The organism is Sneathiella sedimenti, assembly GCF_017313765.1.
Classification (GTDB): domain Bacteria; phylum Pseudomonadota; class Alphaproteobacteria; order Sneathiellales; family Sneathiellaceae; genus Sneathiella; species Sneathiella sedimenti.
Genome location: NZ_JAFLNC010000004.1, coordinates 306231 through 331438, shown reverse-complemented (window position 1 = coordinate 331438; position 25208 = coordinate 306231). Strand labels below are relative to the sequence as shown.

The following is a 25208-nucleotide window of genomic DNA, read 5'->3' as shown; positions in this document are numbered from 1 at the left end:
GTCGGGGGTCCTTCCCTGTTTCGGCGCCGGATTTTCTCCGGTTTCTCGTTTAATGGAATGATGACACAACTCTAAGGCTAATTCCGCCCTCCACTCAATCAAAATTTTGACTCTTGAGATTAGGTTGAAAATCCCGCTATATGCAAAAGGCGGCGAAATACTGGGTTGCCGCGAGTATCAGAGGCCTTGAAGGATCGCGATTACATGACTTCCACTGAGTCCCCGAATTTACGCAAGTCGATTATCCTGCTGCTGGTGTGCAATGCGCTGGCAGCACTTTTGCTGATTTCAAACTTCACCGGCCTTTATGAGGTGATTTGGCAGAGCCTCGACACCCGCATTTTCCGCAGCCTCAACAGCACGATCACGCCGGACGGCTTCCTCACCCAGTTCTGGGCCTGGACAAACAGCAAGACCTTCGACCGGGCGACATTCGTCTTCATGCTGGCAATTTGCATCTATCTGGTGGTCTCGACACGGCGGGAGGAACGCATTGACGTCACCGCCAGAATTGGCGCAATCACTTTCCTGATCCTCATCGCGCTGCTCGTCTCGAAAAAGGTCGTTGGTGACTTCATTCATCCAAGCCCCGGCCTCGTCCTCACCCCGTTTAACAACATAAACGACTATATCACCGGCTATACGGTCAAGACCTCGACCGATAACTCCTTCCCGGGCGACCACGCAATGACCAGTGCGTTGTTCGCGGGCGGAGTCATTATGCTGTTCCGGAACCGTCCCGCAATCGCGGTTCTGAGTGTCCTGTTGATGATTTTCGTCAGTGTCCCGCGCCTTGCCGGAGGTGGCCACTGGTTTACGGACGTTATCGTCGGTGGCGGGGCGGCCTGCCTGATCCTGCTGCCGTGGCTGAAAATCAGCCCGCTGGTCCGCTGGATCGACAGCCTGCTGAACTGGGGCTGGGACAAGGCGCCCGCCTTCCTGAAAAGATAGGCCGGACACCCGTCAAGGCATCCGGCTCTAGTCTTTAAAGCTCCGCGAGGCGGGCCGCCGCGTCATTCAGCTTGGCAAGCTGGGTTTCAGCGTCGGCAAGCTTCGCCTTCTCCCCCTCGACCACATCGGCCGGGGCATTGGCGACGAACTTCTCATTGCCGAGCTTCTTGTTGAGGCCCGTCATATAGCCTGAGAGCTTACCGATTTCCTTATTCAGCCGCGCCTTTTCCGCGTCGATGTCCATGGCCCCGGCTAGCGGCAGAACAACCGTTGCCCCCTTATGCACGAACTGGAGGGCGCCTTTCGGCACGTCGGCATCGGCCTCATAAGACTCCAGCCGCGCCATGCGGGCGATGATGTCCCAATGCTTTTCAAGCCGCGCCTTGTCGTCCGCACTGCCGTCATTGAAGATCAGCGGAATTTTCGCGCCCGCGGGCACGTTCATCTCACTGCGGACACCGCGGATGCCGGTAATCAATTCCTGCACCCAGTCCATTTCCACTGCGGCGGCCGCATTGGCTGCCTCTGCCGGATAAGCCGGCCAGTCAGCAATGATCAGGTCGGTTTCCCGGGTGGCGGCGACGCTGCCCCAAAGCTCCTCGGTCACGAAGGGCATGAAGGGATGCAGGATTTTCAGGATCTGGTCCAGTACCCAGGCGGCCGTTGCCTGTGTTTCCGCCTTGTCATCCCCCTGGAAGGGCAGCTTGGCGAATTCAAGATACCAGTCGCAGAAGACATTCCAGGTGAAGGCGTAGATGGCATTGGAGGCATCGTTGAAACGATAGCTTTCAAGCGCGGCACGCACTGCCGCCTCGCATTTCACCGTCTCGCCAACGATCCATTGGTTGATGGTTTCCTTGGCCGCGAAGGGGTCAAATCCCTCAGGAACGGCACAGTCATTCATCTCGCAGAAGCGCGCGGCATTCCACAGCTTGGTCGCGAAGTTGCGATAGCCCTCGACCCGTTGTTCGGAGAGGCGCACGTCGCGTCCCTGCGCCGCACTGGTGGAGAGGAAGAAACGGAGCGCATCGGCACCGTATTTATCCATCAGCTCCAGCGGGTCAACCACATTGCCCTTGGATTTCGACATCTTCGCGCCCTGCTCATCGCGGACAAGCGCATGGATATAGACCGTGTGGAACGGCGCCTCCTCCATGAAATGCAGGCCCATCATCATCATCCGGGCGACCCAGAAGAAGATGATGTCAAAGCCGGTAACCAGCACGTCGGTCGGGTAATAGCGATCAAGTTCCGGTGTCTTGTCCGGCCAGCCGAGGGTCGAGAACGGCCAGAGCGCAGAGGAGAACCAGGTATCCAGCACATCACTGTCGCGGGTGAGGTCCTCCTTGCGGCCGTAATGCGCCTCGGCGGCGGCGAAGGCCGCCTCCTCGGTTTCTTCCACAAAGATCATGCCGTCCGGGCCGAACCAGGCCGGAATGCGATGCCCCCACCAGAGCTGGCGCGAGATGCACCAGGGCTGGATATTGCGCATCCAGTCGTAATAGGTGTTCGTCCATTTCTCGGGCACGAACTTGGTCTTGCCGCTTTCCACCGCGCGGATGGCCGGCTGGGCCAGTGTTGCCGCGTCGGCGAACCACTGATCGGTGAGCAAGGGCTCAATGATCACGCCGGACCGGTCGCCATAGGGCACCGTATGCGGATGATCGTCAATTTTCTCAAGCAGGCCGAGACTTTCCATCTCGGCGACGACTTTTTTCCGTGCCTCAAACCGTTCCATGCCCTGATAAGCCTCGGGCACCGCGTCATTCAGATGCGCATTCTCATCCATGATGTTGATCACATCGAGACCGGCGCGCTTGCCAACCTCGAAGTCGTTGAAATCATGGGCAGGAGTGATTTTCACCGCGCCGGAGCCCTGTTCCGGGTCCGCATAGTCATCGGCGACAATCGGGATACGCCGCCCAACGATAGGCAGGATGGCAAACTTGCCGACAAGATCCTTGTAACGCTCATCCTCCGGGTGAACCGCAATGCCCGTATCACCGAGCATGGTTTCGGGCCGCGTGGTGGCAACAGTGATAAAGCGCTCCTCTTCCCCCTCGACCGGATAGCGGAAGTGCCACATATGGCCGTTGACTTCCTTCTGCTCGACTTCAAGATCGGAAATCGCCGTATGGAATTTCGGGTCCCAGTTGACCAGCCGCTTGTCGCGATAGATCAGGCCTTCCTTATAGAGCTGGACGAACACCTTGCGCACGGCCTTGGAGAGGCCCTCATCCATGGTGAAGCGTTCGCGATCCCAGTCACAGGTCGCGCCAAGGCGCTGTAGCTGTTCGAAAATCTGGCCACCGGACTGGTCTTTCCATTCCCAGACCTTGTCGATGAACTTCTCGCGGCCGAGGTCATGGCGGGTCATCCCCTGTTCGCCGAGCTGGCGTTCGACCACCATCTGGGTCGCAATACCGGCATGGTCCATCCCCGGCTGCCAGAGCGTGTCCTTGCCCCGCATCCGCTCGAACCGGATCAGCACATCCTGCAACGTGTTATTGAGCGCATGGCCCATATGCAGGCTGCCCGTCACATTCGGTGGCGGGATCACGATTGTGTAGGTATCGTCGGATTTGGCGCGTCCACAGGAAAACGCCCCTTGCTCCATCCATTTTGAATAGAGCTTTCCCTCGACCTCGTCGGGTCGATAAGATTTGTCCAGCATCGCTGAACCTTTCTTTATTTATTCGTCGGCAAAAAAATTCGGGAGTAATATAGTCGGCTCACCACCCGGGAGGAAGGACTTTATTCGTCGTCGTCCGCCCGGTCAGCGAGCTTGCTCACTTCGCGCTCTACGATGCGCTGCACGATCTGAGGGAGATTCTGATCGAGCCAGTCCTTCAGTATCGGACGGAGCATATCCTTGACCATGTCTTCCAAAGTTGCATTCTTTCCCATCTGCAATCCTCGTGATGATGCAACGGCACCGGCCAGGCTGGCAAAAGCGGTCGTCGTCGCGGCAATTGTGGGGTCAGCCAACAGGCTGCTTGTGGTGCGGGCGGCAGCGGCTTCCGCTGTCTCAGGTTCGGCTACCTCTTCCGCCTCAACCTCGGCGTCGTCCTCGGCCTCCGCTTCTACGTCGGCTTCGGCTTCAACCTCGGGTTCCGGGTCGCCTTCAGGTTCTTCCTGAACTGCGGCATGGGCATCGGCATCGGCTTCGACAGCGTCTTCCTCGATTTCCTCGCCAAGGGTGAGAATATCATCATCATCCTCGATTACGTCTGTCAGTTCCAGAACGTCATCCTCAGAGTCGAGTTCCGCCTCGGGCTCCGGTTCCGGCTCAGGTTCTGAAACGGCCTCGGGCTCGGCTTTAGCTTTCGCCTCAACCTCCATCTCGGGTTCAGGTTCAGGCTCGGATTCAGCCATTGCCTCCGGCTCGTCTTCCGTCTCCGCGTCCGCGCCAGCTTCGACCCCGACAGTGTCTTCCCCTTCTTCAGCGGCAGCATCAGCATCAGCTGCGGCGGCGCCCTCCTCGTCCTGGCTTTCTTCGTCCCCGTCCTCGGAGATGATACGCCGGATGGAGGCAAGAATCTCTTCCATCGTCGGTTCTTGTTCAGTCGTTGGATCGCTCATAGTCAATTCACCATTGAAACCGGGGGCCTAGTTATCGAATAGCATGCGCCTCATCATTATTATTCGCTCATTCCGTCAACTATGGCCGGTTTAATTTAATTAATTCTTAATCCAATCCGCCGTCAGTACCGAACCACTTGTTGCGTACCCTTTCGTAGTTGGCGGTCGGATCGTAGTACTCGACATCGAGGTCGAGGTCGCGCGCATTCAATTTGCCGATCGCAGCAAGCACCGTGTAGATCGCCACATACTGGTCACGCCGGGCGGTCACAAGATCGACCTTGCTTTGCAGGAGTTCCTGTTCCGCGTTCAACACATCCAGTGTGGTGCGGGAGCCAACCTGGGCTTCCTGCTCAACACCTTCCAGAGCGATGGTATTGGCACGCACCGCTTCCTCATTCGCCCCGATCCGAGAGCGGGAAGTTTCCAGAAGCTCCCACGACTGGATGACGGATTCACGGACGCCGCGGACCGTTTCCTCAATCTCCTGCATGCGCTGACTGTTGATCTGGCGGGCCTGCCGGACCTGACTGTAGACGGAGCCGGACTGATACAGCGGAACTGTCAGCACGGCACCGACGCGTGCGGTATCATTGTTTGTTCCCGCGCCCGCAAGTTCCCGACCGGACGACAGCCGGCCTTCAACGTCGAGTGACGGCAGCAACTGCCCGGAGGTTGCGCGAATCGTGTGACGGGAACTTTCCTCGTTAAATTTGGCCGCCTCAATATCCGGATGGTTTTCAAGGGCGATCGCCAGCGCGGCCTCTTCCGACTCCGGGAAGTCGTCGGGAACCAAAGGCTCTTCAAGGCTCTCCGGTGGGCGACCGACAATGCGTTCGAAATTGGCGCGGGTGGAACGAAGATTACCCTCTGCCTGGATCAGCCTGGAAATGGAGTCCGCCAAACGGGCTTCCGCCTGCGCGACATCGGTACGGGTGATTTCGCCGACCTGGAAACGGTCATTCGCGGCCTCCAGCTGACGTCGCAGCACCACGGAGTTATTCCGGTTCAACTCGACCAGCGCTTCATCGCGAAGCACATTCATATAGGCCTCGACAGCGGACTGGAAAATATTCTGCTCGGTCGACAACAACCCAGCCCGTGCGGCCTCCACCGCCGCCTCTGCGGATTTGGTCGACGCGACTGTCTGACCGCCCGTATACACCGGCTGCGTGACAACCAGGGCCGCTTCCCGCGGATTGGAATTCTTGTTCGTTCCCGCCGCGGCAGTGCTTGTCGAATTATGCTGAGCGGCTACCTCGCCGGTGGCAAAAACCTGCGGGCGCCAGCCCGACAGGGCCTGCGGCACATTTTCGTCCACACCGCGAACATTTGCCCGTTGGGCCAGCAGGCTGGGGTTATTCTGATAAGTTGATGCCAACGCATCTCGCAATGTCTCGGCATTTACCAAAGACACCGGCATCGTAATGGCGATTACAGATGCAACGGTCAAAGCTACTTTTTTCATCAAACTCGCCTCTCGAACCCAAAATTAGGCCGCTCATAAATTAACCATAGCCGAATTTAGTCCCGATACCGGTTTCAATCAACAATTTTAAATAAATCGCCTAATTGAAACCCAGTATCCGGTCTGTCCGGTGTTGTATCACGATCCCCGTTATTTCCGGCGACCATGACAAAATAGTAACAGCCACGCCCTTCAATCAGAATTCAAAGGTGGCGGCATTCATCAGGTCCGGCAGGGCCGGAACCGACGCATCAAAAGCCGCCCGCGGGAAAAAGCTGTCCCCCTGGCGGCGATATATGGTGGCAACGCCGGGATTCGATCCCAGCACGCATATCAGTCGTCCGCCTTCCGCCAGCTGATCCAGCAGGCTTTGCGGAGCCGTTGAAATCGCGCCATTGATGTGAATGACGTTATAGGGTCCCTGCTTGGCATTTCCTTCGGCCAGCACGCCTTCAACAATCGCGACGTTATCGCCTTCCAGACGGCTCAGGGTCTCACTCGCGGTTTCCACAAGCGCCGGATCACTCTCGATCGCAACGACGGCCTGCGCCATGTAACCAAGAACGGCGGAAGAATATCCCGTGCCACAACCGATATCGAGGACTACGTCTGTCGGCTGGATATCAGCCTCCTGCAGCAAACGGCCGAAGACACGCGGCTCAACGATATAGCGTCCCGGGGCGACTTCCAGATCTTCATCCAGATAGGCCACACCGCGCAGCTCTTTGGGCACGAATTCCTCGCGTGGGACCGTATTCATGGCCTCCGCCACCCGGTCGCTCGTTACCCGGTTCGGCCGCAATTGACTGAGCACCATGTGACGGCGCGCTTCAGCGAATTTTTCAGAGATCATGTTTTCCGATCACCCCTTAGTAAAACTTTCCGTGGTTATACTGAATTACCGCCTAGTTGCGCAAGCCATAAGGTCATCACCGGCAAGCTTCCCGATTTTAACCGGCTGCCCCTTAATAATCTGTTGATCTCGCCCTAGAAATGAAAATCGGGCAACGAGCGGAAGGCTTCCCGCAAGGCATCCCCCCACCCGGCGGAAATCTGGTTGAAATAGGGATCGTCCGCCGGAATGCGCTGTTCCTCTTTAATCCGGAAGGCGTCATTCTCGTAAACCTGAAGGTCCAGCGGCAGCCCGACCGAGAGGTTTGCCTTGATGGTCGAATCAAATGAGACCAGCATCAGCTTGACCGCATCTTCAAAACTCATGTCGGGATCGTAGGCCCTGACCAAAATCGGCCGGCCGTATTTCGTCTCGCCAATCTGAAAAAAGGGCGTTTCGTCGGACGCCTCGATAAAATTCCCCTCCGGATAGATCAGGAACAGGCGCGGCGGGCTCCCCTTGATCTGCCCGCCAAGGATCAGCGTCGCGTTGAAGGCGGAATCCGCCTCCTGCCCTTCCAGGACCGTGCCGTGAATTTCCTCGCGCACGGTCTCCCCGACAAGCCGCGCCACCTGGAACATCGACGGCGCCTCCAGTATCGAGGGCTTGCGGTCCTGCGGCGCCTTGGAGCGCTCGTCAAGCGTGCTGATGATGGCTTGTGTTGTCGCAAGATTGCCCGCCGTCATCATGGTGATGACACGCTCTCCGGGAACGATCCAGCTATGCATCTTCTTGAAGACCGATACATTATCGACACCCGCATTCGTGCGGGTATCCGACATAAATACGAGGCCCTTGTTGAGCCTCAACCCGATGCAATATGTCATTCTTTTTCTTCAGCCCTTAACTAAGCGAAACATTACTGCTGCACCTGCAGCATGACATCCATATCTTCTCCGCCGGAGCCCATCCGCAACCCCGAAATCGGCGCTGCATCCTTGTAGTCCAGTCCCGTCGCCACCCTGATATAGCGATCATCCGGCGAAATGCCATTGGAAACATCAAAGCCGACCCAGCCGAGATCGGGCAGATAGGCTTCCGCCCAGGCATGGGTTGCGTCCTGCTGCGTACGATCATTCATCAACAGATAACCGCTGACATAGCGCGCGGGATAGCCCATCTGCCGAACCGCCGAGACGAAGATATGCGCGTGATCCTGGCACACGCCACTGGCGGAGATTAATGCCTCTTCGGCTGTTGTTTCCGAATGGGTTTCGCCGGTCTGGTACGGCACCACCTTGCCAATCAGGTGCGACAGCGCATGCAGCCGCGTGACATCCGATTCATGGTCGGTACCGAGCTGCTCAATCAGTTTCTCGACCCGGCTGCCCGGCTCCGTCAGCGGCGTTGGCTTCAGGAAAAACCAGAGCGGCGCAAATCCGTTATTCTGCCCGATCACGCCATGCATGTTGGTTGTATCGACCTCCCCTTCACAGAGAATGGAGATTCCCTTCACACCCGGGTTAATCGAGACAAGCATGACTCGGTTGTTGAACTGATCATCAAACTCCTGCTCGCGCACGCCGCCTTTCACCGTCACATCCCAATACACGACATTCTGGCCGACACCCGATTTCGGCATCAGGCGCAGTTGTTGCAGCGCATAATGCACCGGCTCTTCGAAGCGGTATTCCGTAAGGTGCGAAATTTTCAGAAGCATAAAGTTATCCGATAAAGCGGTAATCTTGTTCGATCTGGGCGCCCAGCGCCATATTGTCGCGGATGAAAGCCGTGATAAACTCGTGCAATCCTTCATCAAAGATGGACGCTATCGAGCTCTCTTTTAATCTTTGTAAAATTGGGGCTGCCATCTCGTGACAATCGAGCCGGAGACCGTAATCTGCCTCAAGATAGGATAAATTATCAACAATTTTTGCATAACAGAAGGATAAAGACCGCGGCAGGCGCCGGTCCAGAATAATGAAGTCGGCAATCCCCATCGGGTTGATTTCCCCGGGATTGAGCCATCGAAAGGCGCGTTGTGCCGAAACGGATCGCAGGATCGATTCCCACTGCACATTATCGAGAGAGGACCCGACAAAGGAGGCGGAGGGCAACAGGACATAATATTTGACGTCAAGGATTCGGGCTGTATTGTCCGCCCGCTCCAGATAGGTGCCCAGGCGGGCGAAGTCAAAAATATCGTTGCGCAGCATCGTCCCGTGCAACGCCCCGCGCACCAGCGCGCTCTGCTGGCGGATGGTGCCCAGTACCTCCGGCAAGTCACGCTCCGAAATCGGATGGGCGAGCAGGTCTTTCAACGTGATCCAGCATTCGTTCGTCGCCTCCCACACCTCGCGGGTGAGCGCCGTGCGGACCAGCCGCGCATTGTTGCGGGCGCCTTCGATAACCGACCACACACTGGAGGAATTGCTCGTATCCCTGAGCAGAAAATCAATCACGTTTCGGGCGATATACTGATCATATTTGGCGGTGTAAGCATCCGTCACCCCGGCGGCGGCAACCACGGACGCCCATTCATTTTCGGCTGCGGTGGATCGGGTCAACGCGATGCGAAAACCCGCATCAAGCATCCGTGCCGTATTCTCGCTTCGTTCAAGAAAGCGGAACATCCAGAACAGACCCCCGGCGGTTTTTCCTAGCATTGCGCGATCACTCCTCCAGCACCCAAGTGTCTTTTGTACCGCCCCCCTGGCTCGAATTCACAACCAGCGATCCAGCCTTCAGGGCGACCCGCGTCAGGCCGCCGGGCGTGATATTAACGCTGCGCGGGGAGACCAGAACAAACGGGCGCAAGTCGACATGGCGCGGCGCAAGGCCCTTGTTCGTGAGAATCGGCACCGTGGAAAGCGCAAGGGTCGGCTGGGCGATATAATTTCCCGGGTTTGCCTTGAGCTTGGCGCGAAAAGCCGATAATTCCCGCTTGCTCGCAGCCTGGCCAACCAGCATTCCGTATCCGCCGGAGCCATGCACCTCCTTCACCACCAGTTCGTCAAGATTATCAAGAACGTAGGCGAGCGCATCCGGCTCCGCGCAGCGCCATGTCGGCACATTCTGCAGGATCGATTTCTCGCCGGTATAGAATTCGACAATCTCGGGGATATAGGAATAGATCGCCTTGTCATCGGCAATTCCCGTGCCCGGTGCGTTCGCGATGGTGATGCCACCCGCGCGGTAGACATCCATGATGCCGGCGACGCCGAGTTGTGATTCCGGGTTGAAATTCAGCGGATCGAGGAAATCGTCATCGACACGGCGATACAGCACATCAATTGGATCATAGCCCCGTGTTGTGCGCATAGCGACCCGGCCATTGACGACCCGCAGGTCATGTCCTTCGACCAGTTCCGCCCCCATCTGGTCGGCGAGGAAGGAATGCTCGAAATAGGCGGAGTTATGAATACCGGGCGTCAGCACCGCCACAACGGGCTTGCCGTCACAAGCGGGCGGCGCACAGTCCCCAAGGGAACGGCGGAGGTTTTTCGGGTAATCGCTGACCGACCGGACCCGCACCTGCGAGAACAGTTCGGGGAACATATGCAGCATGGTCTCCCGGTTTTCCAGCATGTAGGAGACCCCTGACGGCGTCCGCGCATTGTCCTCAAGGACATAGAACTCATTCTCGCCCGTCCGCACCAGGTCGGTGCCGACAATATGGGTATAGACATTGCCCGGCGGCGAGACACCGATCATCTGCGGCAGGAACGCATTATTATTGGCAATCAGTTCCTTCGGGATACGTCCCGCCCGGATAATTTCCTGGCGATGATAGATATCATGGAGAAAGGCGTTGATGGCCCGGACCCGCTGCTCGATGCCGCGCTCCAGCCGCGCCCATTCCCGCGCCGAGATGACGCGCGGAATAATATCGAACGGGATAAGCCGTTCTGCGGCCTCTTCGCGTCCATATACATTGAAGGTGATGCCGGTGCGTCGGAAAAAAGCTTCGGCCGCGCTTGATTTGCGCCGCAGCCTAGCCGGGTCTTCACCTGACAGCCATTTTTGATATTCTTCGTAAGGGTAGCGGACGTCTCCCGCTTCCCCGTTCATTTCATCGAAAACAGTCTGGGCTTTCTGCATTCGAATAGAGTAGAGGAAAAATGCTGCGGTGCAACTGCAAAATCATTCCGGGTGCCGTATCCTTGCGAGAAGCAGAAACGGATCGCCCCAACTTCCTGATCAGAGTGCCATTCCCGACCCATGCGGGCAATGACACTCTGAAGCTGCTTCCTTAGAATACCCGCTTATGACTCCGAGAGTGCGGCAATATCCCCGATCACCCTCACCCGCGCCCGGATGGCATGGCCGGGAAGATAGGCGATGGGCAGATCTTCCATCTCGATGGTTTTCAGCGTATCCGCTGCCGCGCCGGAGCTGATCGCCTTCTCCTCGGCGATCTTCAGGGCTTCCGCCAGCGCTTCATCGCGGCTGAGCCCCTGAAACACCTGGTCCGCCTCGCCGCTGATCTGGGCGATGGCCGCCCCGACCGCATTGGCAACAGCGTAATTCTCGACATGATGCACCCGCGAAATACCCGGGATTTCGGTCGGGATCAGCGGTGCACCACCCCCCACCGCAATCAGCGGCACTTCCGTCGCCTCGGTCTTTATCCGGTCCACATTGCTGGCGATCCGCTCATGCACGATGGCGAGGATATCATCCACATAGCCGGCCTCGAGATCGGCAATTTTGGATGCGTCCCCTGCCTCCATCAACCCTTTGGAGACCGCCGCATCAGTGAGCGTCATTTGCGCGCCGCCAAAGACCCGAGCGTCCTCCGTCAGGCGGAAGCCGACGCTGTCGGGGCCGACATCCAGCGGATCGTCATGCACCCGCGTGCCGCCGCCGATACCAATGGAGATAAGGTCCGGCATCCGGAATAGGGTGCGAACCCCGCCGACGGTAACCGTGCTGTTGGCCTCCCGCGGGAAGCCGTTGACGAGGGAGCCGATATCCGTCGTTGTGCCGCCGACATCGCAGACGATGGCATTCTCGATCTTGGAGAGGAATGCCGCGCCGCGCATGCTGTTGGTCGCACCGGAGGCGAAACAATAGACCGGGAATTTCCGTGTCATCTCCGCGTTCGTCACCGTCCCGTCATTGAGCGCAATATAAAGCGGCGCAGTGATGCCAAGCTGCTCAAGCGCCTCCTGAAAGGCGCTGGTCGCCTCCTCCGCGAGATCAAGTAATGCGGCATTGAGAAGCGTCGCATTCTCCCGCTCCAGCAGGCCAAGCCGGCCCAGGCTGTGCGAACAGGTGATGCGCACACCAGGGCATTCTATTTCGATAATCTCTCTGGCGCGTTCTTCAAACTCCGCATTCAGCGGCGAGAAGACGGCGCTGATCCCGACAGAGGTGATCCCCGCCTCCCGGATTTCGCGGCCGACCCGCGCGAGTTCTTCCTCATCGAGAGGGACAATTTCCCGCCCGTCATATTCATGACCGCCGCGCACCATGTAATGACCGCCATTGGCGATCGCGGCCACATCCTCCGGCCAGTCGACGAAAGGAGGCAGGCTCGCCGACGCCGGCAAGGAAATCCGCACCGCGGCCACCTTGTTCAGACGGCGCCGCTCGACCACGGCGTTCAGGAAATGCGTGGTCCCAACCGTCACCGAGCTCGCGTTCTTCGCCTCCGGCCCGACCAGCGCGATCAGGTCTTCCAGCGCCTTACGGACACCCCCGGTGACGTCGCGTGTGGTCGGGGTCTTGACCGCGCCGACCACCTTGTCCTGATCAACAAGAACCGCGTCCGTATTGGTTCCACCAACATCAATGCCAATGCGTTGCATGAAATTCATTCCTTAAAATACTGATTTATAATCGAAATCGAACCCAAAGGCGCGCGGCCCTACAAGCTCAAGTCCACGCGGGGTGAGGAAGATATCCGGCGCTGGCAGCGCCAGAACCGTTACCCGCTGACCATAGCGAATGGTCTCGGTCGCGATCCCGTCGCCATTGACGCTGTCGACCACACAGATCAGGTCCGGCGTCATCACCACGGGCTCGCCATTCTGCGATCCGACGGAGAATTCATTCTGGAAATCGAGGGTGAACTGCTTGCCCTGATCCTCATCCATGCCTTCCAGCTCGGCCCGGCCGCGCAGGAAGCCTTCCGTCGTGCGCCGCTCGATATCGGTAATCTTGCCCTTGAACAGCTTGAGGCCCTCGCAATTTTCGACAATCGCCGCCACCGGATCGGTATGGTTGGCGCGCGCCTCGAAAACGGCGTGGCCGAGACTGATCGCCTTGGTTGTCGTATGCAGCACGCCGAATTTCTTGACCTCGGCGCCGGAGCGCGGGGCCTTGCAGGTGGAGGCCGTGGAGCCCATCTCGGTGCAGATCTTGCGGCTGATCCGTTCCATCCATTTCCAGCTATCGGCTTTCTTGATCAGGATCTCATTGTCGCGCACATCGGCCATGGCCAATGGAAAGCATTGCAGCCCGGCCGCCGAGAAGCTGGTCATCTGGGCTTCCGGATAGGCCCGCCCCATGCTGTCCGCATCGATGGTCGGCAGGCCGGATATGGCCGAGACCATGAGCGGCATCACGCCATTGCCGCCCCCGATTTCCACCGGCATCACCGCATCGAACTTGCGACCGAGGTAATCCTCAAGAATACGAAGCGGTTTCAGGGAATTCTCAGGATCGCCGAGCCGTTCCATACCGACGACCGGCGCGCCCTGGGTGGAGAGAACCGCGACCAGCGCATCGTCGGGCAAGGTCATCGGGTCCTTCAGGACAACCTTGTGGCCCTGCTTATACAGTTCCCGCACGTTCAGGAGATTAAGATAGGGCGAGCCGCCACCGCCGGTTCCGAGAATCCAGGCACCCAGTGCCAGTGCCTCGATGTCGTCTGCTCTCAAATAACGCTCGCCCGGTCCGAGCGGGCGTTCCTCGCCTTGCGCCGTCACGGCGACCCCTAACTGTTCAGCCATTTTCTTCCCACATTTTTCAATTTGTATTCTGTGGTCCAGCCTATCGCGAACGACACGGCACCAAAATACGTATCGACACTTAGAACCGGCTTTCGGTCATGTTTGGACTGGCGCGGAATGCGCCGGGCAATGTAATATGCGCAAACAGTTGAGCCCGCAAAAAAGGAAACCGGCTTGCAACGACTGACTGTAATCACGGCCGGGCAATCGCCGCGGCAGGACATGATTGACGAAATTCTCGCCCACCTGCCTGACGACATGCAAGTGACTGAGATTGGCGCCCTCGACGAGCTGACCCCGGCGGAGATCCTTGAACTGGAACCCCATGCGGACGAGGCCGGGATCGCCACCACGCTGAAGGATGGCTCCATCGTCGCCATCTCGGAAAGCTGGCTGCGCCAGAAAATCCTCGAGCTGTGCGAGGGGCGCGGCAAGACGATCAACGACCTCACCGTCATTGCCTCGACCGGCGTCTTCGACCTCGGCACCACCAACCCCTACGTCATTCATGCCCAGAACGCGCTCGATAAATTCACGGAATCAGTTCTCATCGCCGGGCAGAAGATCGGTCAGATCCGCCCGCTGAAAGGCCAGCTCACACGGGGGAAGGAAGTCCGCGATTCCCGCATCAAGTCGGTTTACGCCCCGGCCTATAACCAGGACGCCCTACTTCATGCGGCAAAACAGCTTCGCGACCGCGACCTGATCGTGCTGAATTCCATGGGCTATGACGCGCAGGTGATCAACCTTATCCGGGAAGCCTCGGGACGGCCCGTGGTACAGATGCGGCGGGTCATCGCCGGCACCGTCGCCAAGATGATCAAGCAGGCCCGGAGCACCTCCAGCGGCGCCGACCTTCTGGAGGGCAGCGCGCTCAGCCTGCGCCTGGAAGACCTGACCAAAAGGGAGCATCAGGTATTCGAGCTGCTGATCAAAGGCCTCGCCAACAAGGAGATCGCGGCGGAGCTTGGCATCAGCCCCCGCACGGTCGAGATTCACCGCGCCCGCATGCTCGCAAAGATGGGGGTCTCCACGGGCAGCGAACTGATGCGGCTGATCGTCCGGAATATCTCGAACGCGCGGATATAGGCCTTTATGCCGTCTGGCGCTGCGTTTCCGGGTCATAGAGGACGCAGCGCACCTCGCGCCCGCCCTCCAGCGTGTAGGTCGGCACCGGCGCAACATCGCAGACCCCGGCAATGGCCTTTTCGCAGCGGTTGTTGAAAAAACACCCTTTCGGCAGGTCAAGTGGGCTCGGGATATCCCCGACGAGCGGCTTGCCCCGCCGGGGCTGGCCCGGTTCGGGCAGCGGCACCGCCTCCAGCAACGCCTTTGTATAGGGATGCTTGGGGTTGTTGAAGATTTCCTCCGTCTCCCCCTGCTCGACGATCTGTCCCAGATACATCACCGCAATGCGGTTGCAGACATAGCGGATCACCGCGAGGTTATGGGAGATGAACAGATAGGTGAGATCGAGTTCCTTCTGGATCGACTTCAGGAATTCGAGAATCTGCGCCTGCACCGACACATCGAGTGCCGAGGTCGGCTCGTCCAGAACCAGAAGCTCCGGGTTGAGCGCGATGGCGCGCGCGATGCAGACCCTCTGTTTCTGGCCGCCGGACAGCTCATGCGGATAGCGATAGAGGAACTGCTTCTGCAGCCCGACAATCTCGAGCAACGTACCGACTTTTTCGCGCAAGGCAGCGCCGCGGAGCTTCGTGTGCAGGATCAGCGGCTCGGCGACCGAGCGCATGATCGTCATGCGCGGGTTCAGCGCCGAATGCGGATCCTGAAAAACCATCTGCGCCCGGCGGCGCAGGATCTTCTCGTCGGTGCTATTGAGCCGGGTAATGTCCTGCTCGTCAAAGATGATGCTGCCGCTGCTCGCCTTGTTCAGGTGCAGGATCGTCCGCCCGACGGTTGACTTGCCCGAGCCGGATTCGCCCACCAGCCCCAGGGCATCGCCCTTCTTGATGTGAAGGTTGACCTTGTTGACCGCCGTCAGCTGGGCTTTCTTGCCGCCGGATTTGGCCGCAAAATTGACCGTAAGTTCACGGGTTTCAAGCATCCTCAAATCCTTCCTCATAGAGGTGGCAAAGCACGGTTCGGTCGTGCGCCGCGTTGTTCCGGTTCTTGGGCGGCGTGCCGCAGATTTCCATCGCTTTCGGGCAGCGATCCTGGAACCGGCAGCCGATGGGCGGGGTCAGGAGATTGGGCAGGAAACCGGGAATGCCGTAGAGCTCCTCCGGCGGTTTTCCCGGATGCGGAATGGATTTCAACAGTCCTTCCGTATAGGGATGTTTGGGCTTGCCGAACACCTCCTCGATCGTGCCATATTCAACCACCTGCCCGGCATACATCACCGCGACATTGTCGCAAACCTTGGCGACCACACCGAGATCATGGGTGATGATGATGACGGAGAGGCCCATATCCTCCACCAGTTCCGCGATGAGATCGAGAATCTGCGCCTGGATCGTCACATCCAGCGCGGTTGTCGGCTCGTCGGCGATCAGGAGCTTAGGAGAACCCGACAGCGCCATGGCGATCAGCACCCGTTGGCGCATCCCGCCAGAGAGCTCATGGGGATAGCGGTCGATCTGGCTTTCCGGGTTCGGCAGATGAACCTTTCGCAGCATCTCGATCGCGTGGGCGCGCGCCTGCTTCTTGTTCTTGCGGACGGATTTGTCCAGCGCCTTCTGATGGGCAAGAATGACGTCCACCATCTGCGTGCCTATGGTGAACACCGGATTGAGATAGGTCATCGGGTCCTGGAAGATCATGGCAATCTCGATGCCGCGGATCTTCTGCATCTCGGCGGGGGTGACCTTCAGCATGTCCTTGCCGTTATAGAGGATCTCGCCGGAGACCACCTCGGCGGGTGGGCTCGGCAGCAGGCCGAGCACATTGCGCACCGTCACCGACTTGCCGCAGCCCGTCTCCCCGACGATACCGAGGGACTGGCCCTTGCCGACCGCGAGATTGACCCCGTCCAGCGCATGATAAACACCGTCGAACGTATTGAAATTCAACCGATAATCGCGAATTTCAAGAACCGGAGCGTCTGTCATTTTTCTCTCCCTCGTGGATCCAGGATATCGCGCAGGCCATCGCCCAGCAGGTTAAAGCCAAGCACCGTCAGGAAGATCGCGAGGCCCGGGAAGAAAGAGTACCACCACCAGTCCGGCAAATAGTTCCGCCCGACGCTGATCATCGCGCCCCATTCGGGAAACGGCGGCTGCGCGCCAAGACCGAGAAAGCCGAGGCTGGCGGCATAAAGGATGGCCATGCCCATATCCATGCTCACCTTGACGATAATCGGGGACAGGCAGTTGGGCAGGATATGTACAAAGACAATCCGCATCTTGCTCGCCCCCATGGAGCGCGCCGCGTCCACATAGATCGCGCTCTTGAGCGACAGGGTCTTCGCCTGCACCAGCCGGACATAGCCCGGCCACCAGACCAGCGAGATGGCGAGCATGGCATTACCGATCCCCGGCCCCAGCACCCCGACAATCGCAATGGCGAGGATCAGCCCGGGGATGGAGAGGAATATATCGGTGATCCGCATGATCGACTCCTCGACCCAGCCGCCGACATAACCGGCGATGATCCCGAGCGGGACCCCTATCAGCATCGAGATACCGGTAATGATCAGCCCGATCTGCAAGGAGACGCGGGCGCCGATCACGACGCGGGTAAAGACGTCATTGCCGACCTCGTCGGTGCCGAACCAGTGTTCCGCGCTTGGCGGTTGCAGCTTCTGCTCGATATGCGTCGCACCGAGGGCATCTTCGGGATAGGGCACGATGGAGGGCCCGAAAATCACCAGAAACATAAACCCGGCGATAATGAGCAGGCCAATCATGGCCGCGCCGTTATTGCGGAACGTCCGCGCATAGAGCCGCATGGTGCGGATCGTGCTGGCATGCCGTTCGCGGAAGGTCGGCTCGGCGGGAGTGTCAAGAATATCTGTCATCTGTCCTGCCCCTATGCCCGGCCACGTACTCGGGGGTCGAGTATGCCGTAAATGATATCAATGAGAAAATTGGTGAGCATGAACCAGGCGCCGAGGATCAGTGTCACGGCCATTACCGGCTCGAAATCCGAGGCGGTGACCGCCTGCAGCGCGTAAAGGCCGACGCCGGGCCAGTCGAACACGCTCTCGATCAGCACCGTCCCGCCCAGCATCCAGCCAAAGCGCAGGCCGATAATCGCGAGGGTCGGCAGCATCGCGTTTTTAAGCGCATAGGCCGCGATCATGCGAAATTTCGAAATGCCCTGTGCGCGGGCGTTGGTCATATAGTCAAGGCTGAGCGTCTCGATCATCTCCGCGCGGTTGACCCGGACAATGGAGGCCAGCGCCGGGAAGCTGAGGGCGATCGCGGGGAGCACCATATGGTGCAGCGCCTCGAAGAAGACGTTGAATTTCAGCGTCAGCAACGCATCGATGGTATACATGCCGGTTATGGTCGTCGGCGGGTCGGTCATCAGGTCCAGCCGGCCGCCCAGCGGAAACCAGCCGAGTTGAAGACCGAAATAGAGCTGCAGCATCAGCCCGAGCCAGAACATCGGCAGGCCGACACCGGACGAGGAGACGAAACGGACGAGGTTATCGACCCAGCCGTTCTGCTTGACGGCGGAGATGACGCCCATGGGTACGCCAAGTATGATCGCGAACAGGATTGAGTAGATCACCAGTTCCAGCGTCGCCGGGAAATAGACCATCAGGTCCTGTGCGACGGGCCGCGTGGTGTAGACGGACCGGCCGAGGTCGCCCTCGAATATCCCGCCGACATAGATAACGAACTGTTCCACCAGCGGCTTGTCGAAGCCATATTCCTCGCGGACCTGGTCGATCATCTCCTGCGTGGCATCGGGGCCGGCCGCGAGGGCTGCCGGATCGCCAGGCGCGATATGGGAGATGGAGAAGGTGATCACCAGCAATCCCAAAAGCATGCCCAGCATCAGGATACTGCGCTTGCCAATCATCTGCAGCATAACATCTCCTAAGTATTAGAAAAGTTCTGCCGGATCACTATAAACCCGGCAGAACGGTTTTGCGTTATTTTCCGATGCCGAGGCCGTAATAGTCGACTTCAGACGTCATCCGGACCGGTGTATAGGAAAAGCCCGTGACATAGTCACGATAAGCCACCAGCCGTTTGCGCATCATGCCGAAGATTTCCGGCTGATCCTCGACGATCAGTTTCTGGATTTCCGCATACATCGGCGCCCGCTCTTCCCAGTCGGTGGTATAGCGTGCCTTCTCGATCAGTTCCGTGACCTTCGGGTTGTCGTAGAAATGCGTGCCATAGTACTTGCCCCAGGAATCCGGGTGATACTGATAGGCGACGGCATCCGGGTCAACCGAAACCGGTGTGGCGAAAATTGCCATGAGATCGGCGGCCGTTTCCGGTTTGGACCCGCGGGCGACCAGGTTCGGCCAGGTCAGCGGCACCATCTTCAACGTGATGTTCAGGGGCTTCAGATTGTCAATCAGCACGAGGCCCATCAGGCGCTCGACCTCAAGACCCTGGACATAGACATATTCCAGTTCGATCCCACCTTCCGGCCACTGGGATTTCGCCAGATATTCCTTGGCTTTTTCCACGTCGTGGCGCGGAATGCCCGGCACGTCGATCTTGCCCTTGATATCGTCGGTGAAGGGGCTCGTCTGCAGAACCGCCTTGCCGTTGAAGATGGCGACCAGTGAGTCATAGTCGAAGGCATGGGCCACGGCCTTGCGCAGGTTCTTGTCGGACATGTATTTGCCCTTGGTGTTGAACTTCAGGCCAAACGCGGTCAGCGCCGGTTCGGTCGAGGTCTTGATCCCCTTGGCTTTTGCCACCTGGTCGAACTCGTCCGGGGAGAGGTCAAGTACGATATCCGCCTCGCCGCGCATCAGCGCCGCGCGCTGTGCCGAGGTTTCCCGGATCAGCTTGTAGACGATGCCCTCAATATTGGAGCCGCCGTCGCCTTTCCAGTAATCCTTGACCCGCTCGACTTCATAAAGCGTTCCCTGATCGAAGCGTTTCAGCTTGTACGGGCCGCTGCCGGCTTCATTCTCGGTAAGCCATTTCTGGCCATAGTCATCGCCTTCGACATGGGCGCCGACAACCGCCGGGTCCATGATGTACCACCACGGCAGGAAGGAGAGAAACGCCGCGTAGGGCTTTTCAAGATTGAACTGGACCGTGTGGTCGTCAACAACGACAATGCCTTCGGGCTTGAGAAAGTCGGACAGCATCCAGGACGGGCCCTTATTCAGTTCCAGCGTCCGCGTGAAGGAATATTTGATTGCCTCGGCATTGACCGGGTTTCCGCTGTGGAACTTGGCGCCTTTGACCAGCTTGAAGATCCAGGTCTTGCCATCGTCACTCTGCTCCCAGCTTTCGGCGAGCCACGGCTTTACCTGCGGCGGGTTACCGTCATATTTCACCAGCGCATCATAGAGCGCCTGCTGCAGGGACCGGATGGAGGCATTGTATTTCACGCTCGGGTCCAAGGTGGATACCGGCTGGCGTCCGGCAATGACGAGAACCTTGCCTCCGTCTACGCGCTCGAAGGCGGTGGCCGGCTCCATCGTCGCGCCAAGGCTGGCAACGGCCAGTCCCGCGACGGCGCAGGCTTTTACCAGCCTGCCAAAACTACGTCTGCTCATATCTTTCATACTTTCTTCCTCCAGGTTGAATTCTTGCTCACTATTCCCGTTATTATTATGGATCACGCGGGCGCCGGCGATCAGGCCGCCGCATCCTTTGAAAGCGCCCGCTCGATATGTTTCATGAATATCTGCCGCACTGTCAGCGTCGGCACGGTGGCGGATTTTTCCACCTTCGCCGCCATCTCGCTGTCAAAGCCCATGCAGTTCATGATGATGACATCGGTGTCTTTAAGTTCTTCGCCCACCGCCTCGAAACTGCCGTCACCATAGGGCGTGACATAGGAAAAGCGGGCGCCCGACGGGTTGTCGAACAGCGCCTTGTTCTTGTCAATCTGTTCAGCCAGGGGGGAGATCATGCCGATCACCTCGCCCCGGGCGCGGCATTCCGCAATCTCGGCATTCAGAGTTTCATAGGGGGAAAAGACGGGCAGCGTGTGACTTGCCTCGGTCAGCTTGCCCGAACAGAGCATCAGGATGGCGTCGAACTTGTCCGCGTCGATGCGGGCGAACAACTCACCGAGCCGCGCCTCGATCGCCGCGTGGGAGCAGATCACTTCCTCTCCGTCGACAAGACGGCTGACCAGGCGATCTTCCCCGTCCGCCGGGGCGAGCGCGGCAACTTCCTCTTTCGTCATGCCGTCCAGCGCGCCGAACTCGGTGATGTCATAGTCCTCTTCGAATCCGCGCATCATGTCCGGTGTGATATCGACCCGTGGTGCCTGCCCGATGGTCACCAGCGCCAGCCGTTTGCCCCGTATCTTTTCCACGCTCATTGACTTGCCCCCGAATTTTCCGAAAATTACTTTATCCAGTGTGAGAAGTTTGACGGTTGTTACGGTTTCGTGAAATACGTAAAAGCCCTTACACAATACGGACGCCTTGATATCCGCGAGCCAGAGCGTCTATAACTGCTTTTTTCCAAGAAGGGGGAAAGATGGCTCGACTGCCGAGAATTGCCTTTGTCACCATAGGTCAGGCGCCGCGCCCTGATATTGTGCCGCACCTCATCCGGCAGCTCGACACCGAGATCATCGTCGAGGAATTCGGCGCCCTTGACGGCATCGACCCGACCGAGTTCGACAAACTCCCCAAAGCGCCCAACCAGATCGCCCTTCATACCCGTTTCGCCAATGGGGAGTACAAGATCGTCTCGGGAGATATCGTGGAGAGACGCATGGCGGCCCTTTGCGCGCGGCTGGACCAGGAGAATTACGACTTTATCGTCGTTGTCAGTACCGGGCTGCAGCAGGAAATCGTCACCAAGACGCCGCTTCTCAACGGCCAGACCATTGTTGAATCCTGGGTCCAGTCCCTTACCATGGTGGGCTGCCGGGTCGGCATCATCTATTCCGTCGATCTGCAGGGCACCGAGAATATCTTCACCCATGGCGCGGCGATCCGCCAGTCGGTCAGCTATACCCTGCCCGGGCCGAGCGGGAATATCGACGACATCACCCGCAGCCTCAAGAACTGCGACTTCATCGTCATGTACAGCATGGCCTATTCGGGGGAGATGGCGCGGAAGGTCAGTGCGCAGAGCGGCAAGCCGGTGGCAACGGCCCGCAACATTCTGGCAAGCTCCCTGCGGATGCAGCTCAATTCGATGACAGACACCCGCCCGCGGGAGAAGAAGAACCTCGCCATGCGCATGGCGCAGGCTTATCCGCAACTCACCCGGCGGGAGCTGGAAGTGGCGGAAAATGTCGTGGCGGGTCTGTCAAACAAGGAGATTGCCCGCCTGCTCGACATCAGTCACCGCACAGTCGAGATCCACCGCAGCCGGGTGATGAAAAAGCTCGGCGTCTCGACGGTTTCCGGCCTAATTCGCCAGGTCTTGATGCTGTAATCACAAGCGCGGTTAAGATACGTAGTCACCCTCATATTCAACCTTTCCGCTCCCGATGTAGATTTTACGCTGGGATTTGGAAACAAAAAGAATATGAGACATGCTGAAACAAATCATTGATATCTATGAAATTCTGGATGCACCGTCGGCCAGCGGCGCGCATGTGCAGGCTTATCTGAAGGAGACCGGCACGGCCGAGTGCGAGGTCAATCACGTTACCTCCGACAAGGGGGCGACGGATTTCATCAAGATCACCGTGCCCGGCAAAAACGGCCGAATCAATGGCGGGGATGCGCCGACACTTGGCATCATCGGCCGGCTCGGCGGCATCGGCGCCCGGCCGGAGCGGGTCGGCTTTGTCTCCGATGGCGACGGCGCTCTTGCTGTGCTGGCCGCGGCGGCGAAGCTCGGACGGATGGCCTCCCTCGGCGATCAGCTGGAAGGGGACGTGATCCTCTCCACCCATATCTGCCCCAATGCGCCGACCCGGCCGCACAAGCCGGTGCCGTTCATGGATTCGCCTATCCCGATGGAACTCAAGAACCAGTGGGAAGTGGCCAAGGAGATGGACGCCATCCTCTCTGTCGATACGACCAAGGGCAACAAGATCCTCAACCATCGGGGCTTCGCCATTTCGCCGACGGTCAAGGAAGGATATCTGCTCAAGACAAGCGACGACCTGCTCGAGCTGATGGCGCAGGTGACGGGCCAGCACCCGAAGGTGTTCGCCCTCTCCCAGCAGGACATCACCCCTTACGGCAACGGCCTCTATCATATCAACAGCATCATGCAGCCCTGCACCGCGACGACCGCCCCGGTTGTCGGCGTCGCAATCACAACCGAGGTGCCGGTTGCCGGTTGCGCCACCGGGGCGACCCACCTCACCGATGTGGAAGCTGCGGCGCGCTTCACCCTGGAAGTCGCGAAATCCTTCACCGAGGGCAACTGCGCCTTCTTCGATACGGCGGAATACGCGGAAATCGTGAAGCTGTACGGCCCCATGGATCATTTCCAGCGCGACGGAAAAGTCGTCGTCTAGAGAGTGCAGCGGGCGCGGCCAGACGCGCCCATTGTTGCGCTTGACACTCCCTGCCGAAAGCCTTACAACGCCTAGGCTTTTGGCAATACACCACGAACAGGATGGCCTGGTGGCGGAGTGGTGACGCAGCGGATTGCAAATCCGTCCACACCGGTTCGATTCCGGTCCAGGCCTCCAATTCCCCTTGATTTACCTTGAATCTCTCACAAGACGCCGGTTTCGCGCGTCCTGACTGAAGCGGCGCCCGAAGTGCGGCGTCCGTGACCGTCATGCACTGCAGGAGAGATCAATGTTTATCGCGATTGGAATTTTGCTGCCCTGGCTGATGTTTTTCATGCTGGGCCGGACCCTGGAAGGAATCATCTGCCTGATTCTGCAGCTCACCGTCCTGGGCTGGCTACCGGCCGCCATCTGGGCCCTGGTGGCCCTGCACCGCTCCCGCCCGAGCCGCCGCAAACCCAAGGCCGACAAGCCGGGAAATTAACCTCCCCCGCTCCCTTTACCTTCATTTGCCAAGTGGCGCATAGTTGGGTAAGCTACGCGTCAGTTTGCTTATGAGAGGGAGTTACCATGAGACTGATTATCGCGCTTATCCTGCCATTTCTGGTTTTCTTCACCATTGGCAAGCCGTTCCAGGGGATTATCTGTCTGATCCTGCAAATCACGCTGATCGGCTGGATTCCCGCCGCGATCTGGGCCGTCTATGCGCTCAGCCAGTATAATACGGACAAAAAAATCTCAGAAGCGCATATGAGCGATTAACCACCGCGGCATTTTGTCCAATACCCAAAAATTTTTGCCGAAATCCGAAAACAAGGCTTGGCAGGGGTAATGGCAATTGCTATAAGCCGCCAACCCGATATAATTCGGGCCCTGATCCCCGATAGCTCAGTTGGTAGAGCAGCTGACTGTTAATCAGCCTGTCACAGGTTCGAGTCCTGTTCGGGGAGCCAATTCAAAAGCCTTCGGCCACCAGCCGGAGGCTTTTTTTGTTGGGTGCATGGAGGGGAAAACGGGAAGGGAAGACAAAAATCGTTATTTGTCATTATTAGGTAAGGAAGCAGATCAGTCGAAGTCTAATTTTTCTCCATAAACAATATAGATTTCATCATATAGCTTTATCAAAAACTCTTGAGCTTCCGTAGCAAGTTCATTCGCCTGCGCCATAAGGTCATTCAGCATTCTTGTTTCGCGCTCTTCATCGAAACTTAATTCCAAATTTTTTTTATGAGTAGCGAAAACACCCAGCTCATACATTCTGTTTATCTCTGAAATAAACTCGATGAAATCTTCATTTGCTTTTTGAAACGCCTGCGCTCGCATTACAATGCGTCGATCTAAGCCTATCAATAAGTCTTTGTCACCACTCCATTCGTAAGTATTTTTTTTGAATTTTAGGTTGATGGTTTGCCACTTGGACTTTGGAGTCAAGGAGTTACCATCATATGGTTTCGCAATAAATCTGTGGAAACGACGAAAATCATGCAAGGCAGAATCAGCACAAGCGAACAAAAACCCGGCTCGATCAATTTCATTCGATAATCTTTTTTCGTCAGACAGTTCACGCTCGTGCATAATTGTAATGCGAGCGACATAAATTAATCCAAGAAAGCCAATTGATGCGCCAATAAATGAACCGATAAGCGCACCACGGCCTTCATTTTGATCCACCGCATTCCATATCCATGGTATGCCATCCGTAATAAAGTAGATGCCGATCAGCCCAACAATCACAAATATAAAGATTGCTCCAAGGATTTCGACACCGTCTCCTAACTGATCAACCTTTTTCCACCATGACGTTTTCATAGTTTAATATAACAAAACCTTCCGGCGAATTGAACAGTAGAAAATGCTTTAGTTG

Annotated in this window: 23 protein-coding genes and 2 tRNA genes; 8 read left to right on the top strand and 17 right to left on the bottom strand. The window is 57.9% G+C overall.

Features of this window, described 5'->3' with window-relative positions; all coding sequences use genetic code 11:
* Positions 1-204 precede the first annotated feature (204 nt).
* Complete coding sequence (locus J0X12_RS13405) at positions 205-951, top strand: phosphatase PAP2 family protein (protein WP_207046605.1); 747 nt, start codon at positions 205-207, stop codon at positions 949-951.
* 34 nt (positions 952-985) lie between these two features.
* Here the strand turns inward: J0X12_RS13405 and J0X12_RS13400 are convergent, their stop codons facing one another.
* The 10 genes from J0X12_RS13400 to J0X12_RS13355 all read right to left on the bottom strand — a co-directional run bounded on the left by J0X12_RS13400 (position 986) and on the right by J0X12_RS13355 (position 13792).
* Complete coding sequence (locus tag J0X12_RS13400) at positions 986-3625, bottom strand: valine--tRNA ligase (protein WP_207046603.1); 2640 nt, start codon at positions 3623-3625, stop codon at positions 986-988.
* A gap of 80 nt (positions 3626-3705) precedes the next feature.
* Complete coding sequence (locus tag J0X12_RS13395) at positions 3706-4533, bottom strand: DUF2497 domain-containing protein (protein WP_207046599.1); 828 nt, start codon at positions 4531-4533, stop codon at positions 3706-3708.
* A 106-nt stretch (positions 4534-4639) separates the two neighbouring features.
* On the bottom strand, positions 4640-6001 hold the full coding sequence (locus J0X12_RS13390) for a TolC family outer membrane protein (RefSeq protein WP_207046598.1): 1362 nt from the start codon (positions 5999-6001) through the stop codon (positions 4640-4642).
* A 196-nt stretch (positions 6002-6197) separates the two neighbouring features.
* Positions 6198-6854 (bottom strand): protein-L-isoaspartate O-methyltransferase family protein, encoded by a 657-nt coding sequence (locus J0X12_RS13385; protein WP_207046597.1) that lies wholly within the window; start codon positions 6852-6854, stop codon positions 6198-6200.
* 134 nt (positions 6855-6988) lie between these two features.
* Positions 6989-7720: a proteasome-type protease gene (locus J0X12_RS13380; protein WP_207046596.1), complete on the bottom strand. Its 732-nt coding sequence runs from the start codon at positions 7718-7720 to the stop codon at positions 6989-6991.
* Between the two features lie 32 nt (positions 7721-7752).
* Entirely contained in the window at positions 7753-8553 is an 801-nt protein-coding gene (locus tag J0X12_RS13375) for a transglutaminase family protein (RefSeq protein WP_207046595.1), read from the bottom strand.
* A gap of 4 nt (positions 8554-8557) precedes the next feature.
* Positions 8558-9499 (bottom strand): alpha-E domain-containing protein, encoded by a 942-nt coding sequence (locus J0X12_RS13370; protein ID WP_207046594.1) that lies wholly within the window; start codon positions 9497-9499, stop codon positions 8558-8560.
* 7 nt (positions 9500-9506) lie between these two features.
* On the bottom strand, positions 9507-10934 hold the full coding sequence (locus J0X12_RS13365; RefSeq protein ID WP_207046593.1) for a circularly permuted type 2 ATP-grasp protein: 1428 nt from the start codon (positions 10932-10934) through the stop codon (positions 9507-9509).
* Between the two features lie 164 nt (positions 10935-11098).
* Positions 11099-12646: a hydantoinase/oxoprolinase N-terminal domain-containing protein gene (locus J0X12_RS13360; RefSeq protein ID WP_207046592.1), complete on the bottom strand. Its 1548-nt coding sequence runs from the start codon at positions 12644-12646 to the stop codon at positions 11099-11101.
* Between the two features lie 12 nt (positions 12647-12658).
* The gene (locus J0X12_RS13355; RefSeq protein WP_207046591.1) at positions 12659-13792 is read right to left on the bottom strand and encodes a DUF917 domain-containing protein; all 1134 of its coding nucleotides are present in this window, start codon (positions 13790-13792) and stop codon (positions 12659-12661) included.
* Positions 13793-13966: 174 nt separating this feature from the next.
* On the opposite strand from J0X12_RS13355, the gene J0X12_RS17425 reads away from it, so the two are divergent.
* The gene (locus J0X12_RS17425) at positions 13967-14881 is read left to right on the top strand and encodes an AroM family protein (RefSeq protein ID WP_237688139.1); all 915 of its coding nucleotides are present in this window, start codon (positions 13967-13969) and stop codon (positions 14879-14881) included.
* Positions 14882-14885: 4 nt separating this feature from the next.
* Here the strand turns inward: J0X12_RS17425 and J0X12_RS13345 are convergent, their stop codons facing one another.
* The 6 genes from J0X12_RS13345 to J0X12_RS13320 all read right to left on the bottom strand — a co-directional run bounded on the left by J0X12_RS13345 (position 14886) and on the right by J0X12_RS13320 (position 21232).
* On the bottom strand, positions 14886-15860 hold the full coding sequence (locus J0X12_RS13345; RefSeq protein WP_207046590.1) for an ABC transporter ATP-binding protein: 975 nt from the start codon (positions 15858-15860) through the stop codon (positions 14886-14888).
* Positions 15853-16863, bottom strand: coding sequence for an ABC transporter ATP-binding protein (locus J0X12_RS13340; RefSeq protein WP_207046589.1), 1011 nt, complete (start codon positions 16861-16863; stop codon positions 15853-15855). Before J0X12_RS13340 ends, J0X12_RS13345 begins: the two co-directional genes overlap by 8 nt.
* Positions 16860-17771, bottom strand: coding sequence for a nickel transporter permease (gene nikC, locus J0X12_RS13335; RefSeq protein WP_207046588.1), 912 nt, complete (start codon positions 17769-17771; stop codon positions 16860-16862). The genes J0X12_RS13340 and nikC overlap by 4 nt, the downstream gene beginning before the upstream one ends.
* 11 nt (positions 17772-17782) lie before the next feature.
* Positions 17783-18793: an ABC transporter permease gene (locus J0X12_RS13330; protein ID WP_207046587.1), complete on the bottom strand. Its 1011-nt coding sequence runs from the start codon at positions 18791-18793 to the stop codon at positions 17783-17785.
* A gap of 64 nt (positions 18794-18857) precedes the next feature.
* Entirely contained in the window at positions 18858-20465 is a 1608-nt protein-coding gene (locus J0X12_RS13325; RefSeq protein ID WP_207046586.1) for an ABC transporter substrate-binding protein, read from the bottom strand.
* A gap of 71 nt (positions 20466-20536) precedes the next feature.
* The gene (locus J0X12_RS13320) at positions 20537-21232 is read right to left on the bottom strand and encodes an AroM family protein (RefSeq protein ID WP_207046584.1); all 696 of its coding nucleotides are present in this window, start codon (positions 21230-21232) and stop codon (positions 20537-20539) included.
* A gap of 161 nt (positions 21233-21393) precedes the next feature.
* Between J0X12_RS13320 and J0X12_RS13315 the strand changes: the two genes are divergently transcribed.
* From J0X12_RS13315 to J0X12_RS13290, 6 genes are all read left to right on the top strand, one after another.
* Positions 21394-22305, top strand: a complete 912-nt coding sequence (locus J0X12_RS13315; RefSeq protein ID WP_207046582.1) for an AroM family protein — start codon at positions 21394-21396, stop codon at positions 22303-22305.
* Between the two features lie 100 nt (positions 22306-22405).
* Positions 22406-23344, top strand: coding sequence for a DUF1177 domain-containing protein (locus tag J0X12_RS13310; protein WP_207046580.1), 939 nt, complete (start codon positions 22406-22408; stop codon positions 23342-23344).
* A 103-nt stretch (positions 23345-23447) separates the two neighbouring features.
* A tRNA-Cys gene (locus tag J0X12_RS13305) sits at positions 23448-23521 on the top strand.
* Positions 23522-23633: 112 nt separating this feature from the next.
* A complete protein-coding gene (locus J0X12_RS13300; RefSeq protein WP_207046578.1) occupies positions 23634-23828 on the top strand; it encodes a YqaE/Pmp3 family membrane protein in 195 nt (64 codons plus the stop codon).
* 86 nt (positions 23829-23914) lie between these two features.
* Positions 23915-24106: a YqaE/Pmp3 family membrane protein gene (locus J0X12_RS13295; RefSeq protein ID WP_207046576.1), complete on the top strand. Its 192-nt coding sequence runs from the start codon at positions 23915-23917 to the stop codon at positions 24104-24106.
* Between the two features lie 115 nt (positions 24107-24221).
* A tRNA-Asn gene (locus J0X12_RS13290) sits at positions 24222-24297 on the top strand.
* Positions 24298-24409: 112 nt separating this feature from the next.
* Here J0X12_RS13290 and J0X12_RS13285 read toward each other — a convergent pair.
* Positions 24410-25153, bottom strand: a complete 744-nt coding sequence (locus J0X12_RS13285; RefSeq protein ID WP_207046574.1) for a hypothetical protein — start codon at positions 25151-25153, stop codon at positions 24410-24412.
* Between the last annotated feature and the right edge of the window lie 55 nt (positions 25154-25208).

Bases quoted from the DNA above. Each gene is read 5' to 3' on its own strand.
- J0X12_RS13405 (WP_207046605.1), top strand. From the start codon at position 205: ATGACTTCCACTGAGTCCCCGAATTTACGCAAGTCGATTATCCTGCTG.
- J0X12_RS13400 (WP_207046603.1), bottom strand. From the start codon at position 3,625: ATGCTGGACAAATCTTATCGACCCGACGAGGTCGAGGGAAAGCTCTAT.
- J0X12_RS13395 (WP_207046599.1), bottom strand. From the start codon at position 4,533: ATGAGCGATCCAACGACTGAACAAGAACCGACGATGGAAGAGATTCTT.
- J0X12_RS13390 (WP_207046598.1), bottom strand. From the start codon at position 6,001: ATGAAAAAAGTAGCTTTGACCGTTGCATCTGTAATCGCCATTACGATG.
- J0X12_RS13385 (WP_207046597.1), bottom strand. From the start codon at position 6,854: ATGATCTCTGAAAAATTCGCTGAAGCGCGCCGTCACATGGTGCTCAGT.
- J0X12_RS13380 (WP_207046596.1), bottom strand. From the start codon at position 7,720: ATGACATATTGCATCGGGTTGAGGCTCAACAAGGGCCTCGTATTTATG.
- J0X12_RS13375 (WP_207046595.1), bottom strand. From the start codon at position 8,553: ATGCTTCTGAAAATTTCGCACCTTACGGAATACCGCTTCGAAGAGCCG.
- J0X12_RS13370 (WP_207046594.1), bottom strand. From the start codon at position 9,499: ATGCTAGGAAAAACCGCCGGGGGTCTGTTCTGGATGTTCCGCTTTCTT.
- J0X12_RS13365 (WP_207046593.1), bottom strand. From the start codon at position 10,934: ATGCAGAAAGCCCAGACTGTTTTCGATGAAATGAACGGGGAAGCGGGA.
- J0X12_RS13360 (WP_207046592.1), bottom strand. From the start codon at position 12,646: ATGCAACGCATTGGCATTGATGTTGGTGGAACCAATACGGACGCGGTT.
- J0X12_RS13355 (WP_207046591.1), bottom strand. From the start codon at position 13,792: ATGGCTGAACAGTTAGGGGTCGCCGTGACGGCGCAAGGCGAGGAACGC.
- J0X12_RS13345 (WP_207046590.1), bottom strand. From the start codon at position 15,860: ATGCTTGAAACCCGTGAACTTACGGTCAATTTTGCGGCCAAATCCGGC.
- J0X12_RS13340 (WP_207046589.1), bottom strand. From the start codon at position 16,863: ATGACAGACGCTCCGGTTCTTGAAATTCGCGATTATCGGTTGAATTTC.
- nikC (WP_207046588.1), bottom strand. From the start codon at position 17,771: ATGACAGATATTCTTGACACTCCCGCCGAGCCGACCTTCCGCGAACGG.
- J0X12_RS13330 (WP_207046587.1), bottom strand. From the start codon at position 18,793: ATGCTGCAGATGATTGGCAAGCGCAGTATCCTGATGCTGGGCATGCTT.
- J0X12_RS13325 (WP_207046586.1), bottom strand. From the start codon at position 20,465: ATGAAAGATATGAGCAGACGTAGTTTTGGCAGGCTGGTAAAAGCCTGC.
- J0X12_RS13320 (WP_207046584.1), bottom strand. From the start codon at position 21,232: ATGAGCGTGGAAAAGATACGGGGCAAACGGCTGGCGCTGGTGACCATC.
- J0X12_RS13315 (WP_207046582.1), top strand. From the start codon at position 21,394: ATGGCTCGACTGCCGAGAATTGCCTTTGTCACCATAGGTCAGGCGCCG.
- J0X12_RS13310 (WP_207046580.1), top strand. From the start codon at position 22,406: ATGCTGAAACAAATCATTGATATCTATGAAATTCTGGATGCACCGTCG.
- J0X12_RS13300 (WP_207046578.1), top strand. From the start codon at position 23,634: ATGTTTATCGCGATTGGAATTTTGCTGCCCTGGCTGATGTTTTTCATG.
- J0X12_RS13295 (WP_207046576.1), top strand. From the start codon at position 23,915: ATGAGACTGATTATCGCGCTTATCCTGCCATTTCTGGTTTTCTTCACC.
- J0X12_RS13285 (WP_207046574.1), bottom strand. From the start codon at position 25,153: ATGAAAACGTCATGGTGGAAAAAGGTTGATCAGTTAGGAGACGGTGTC.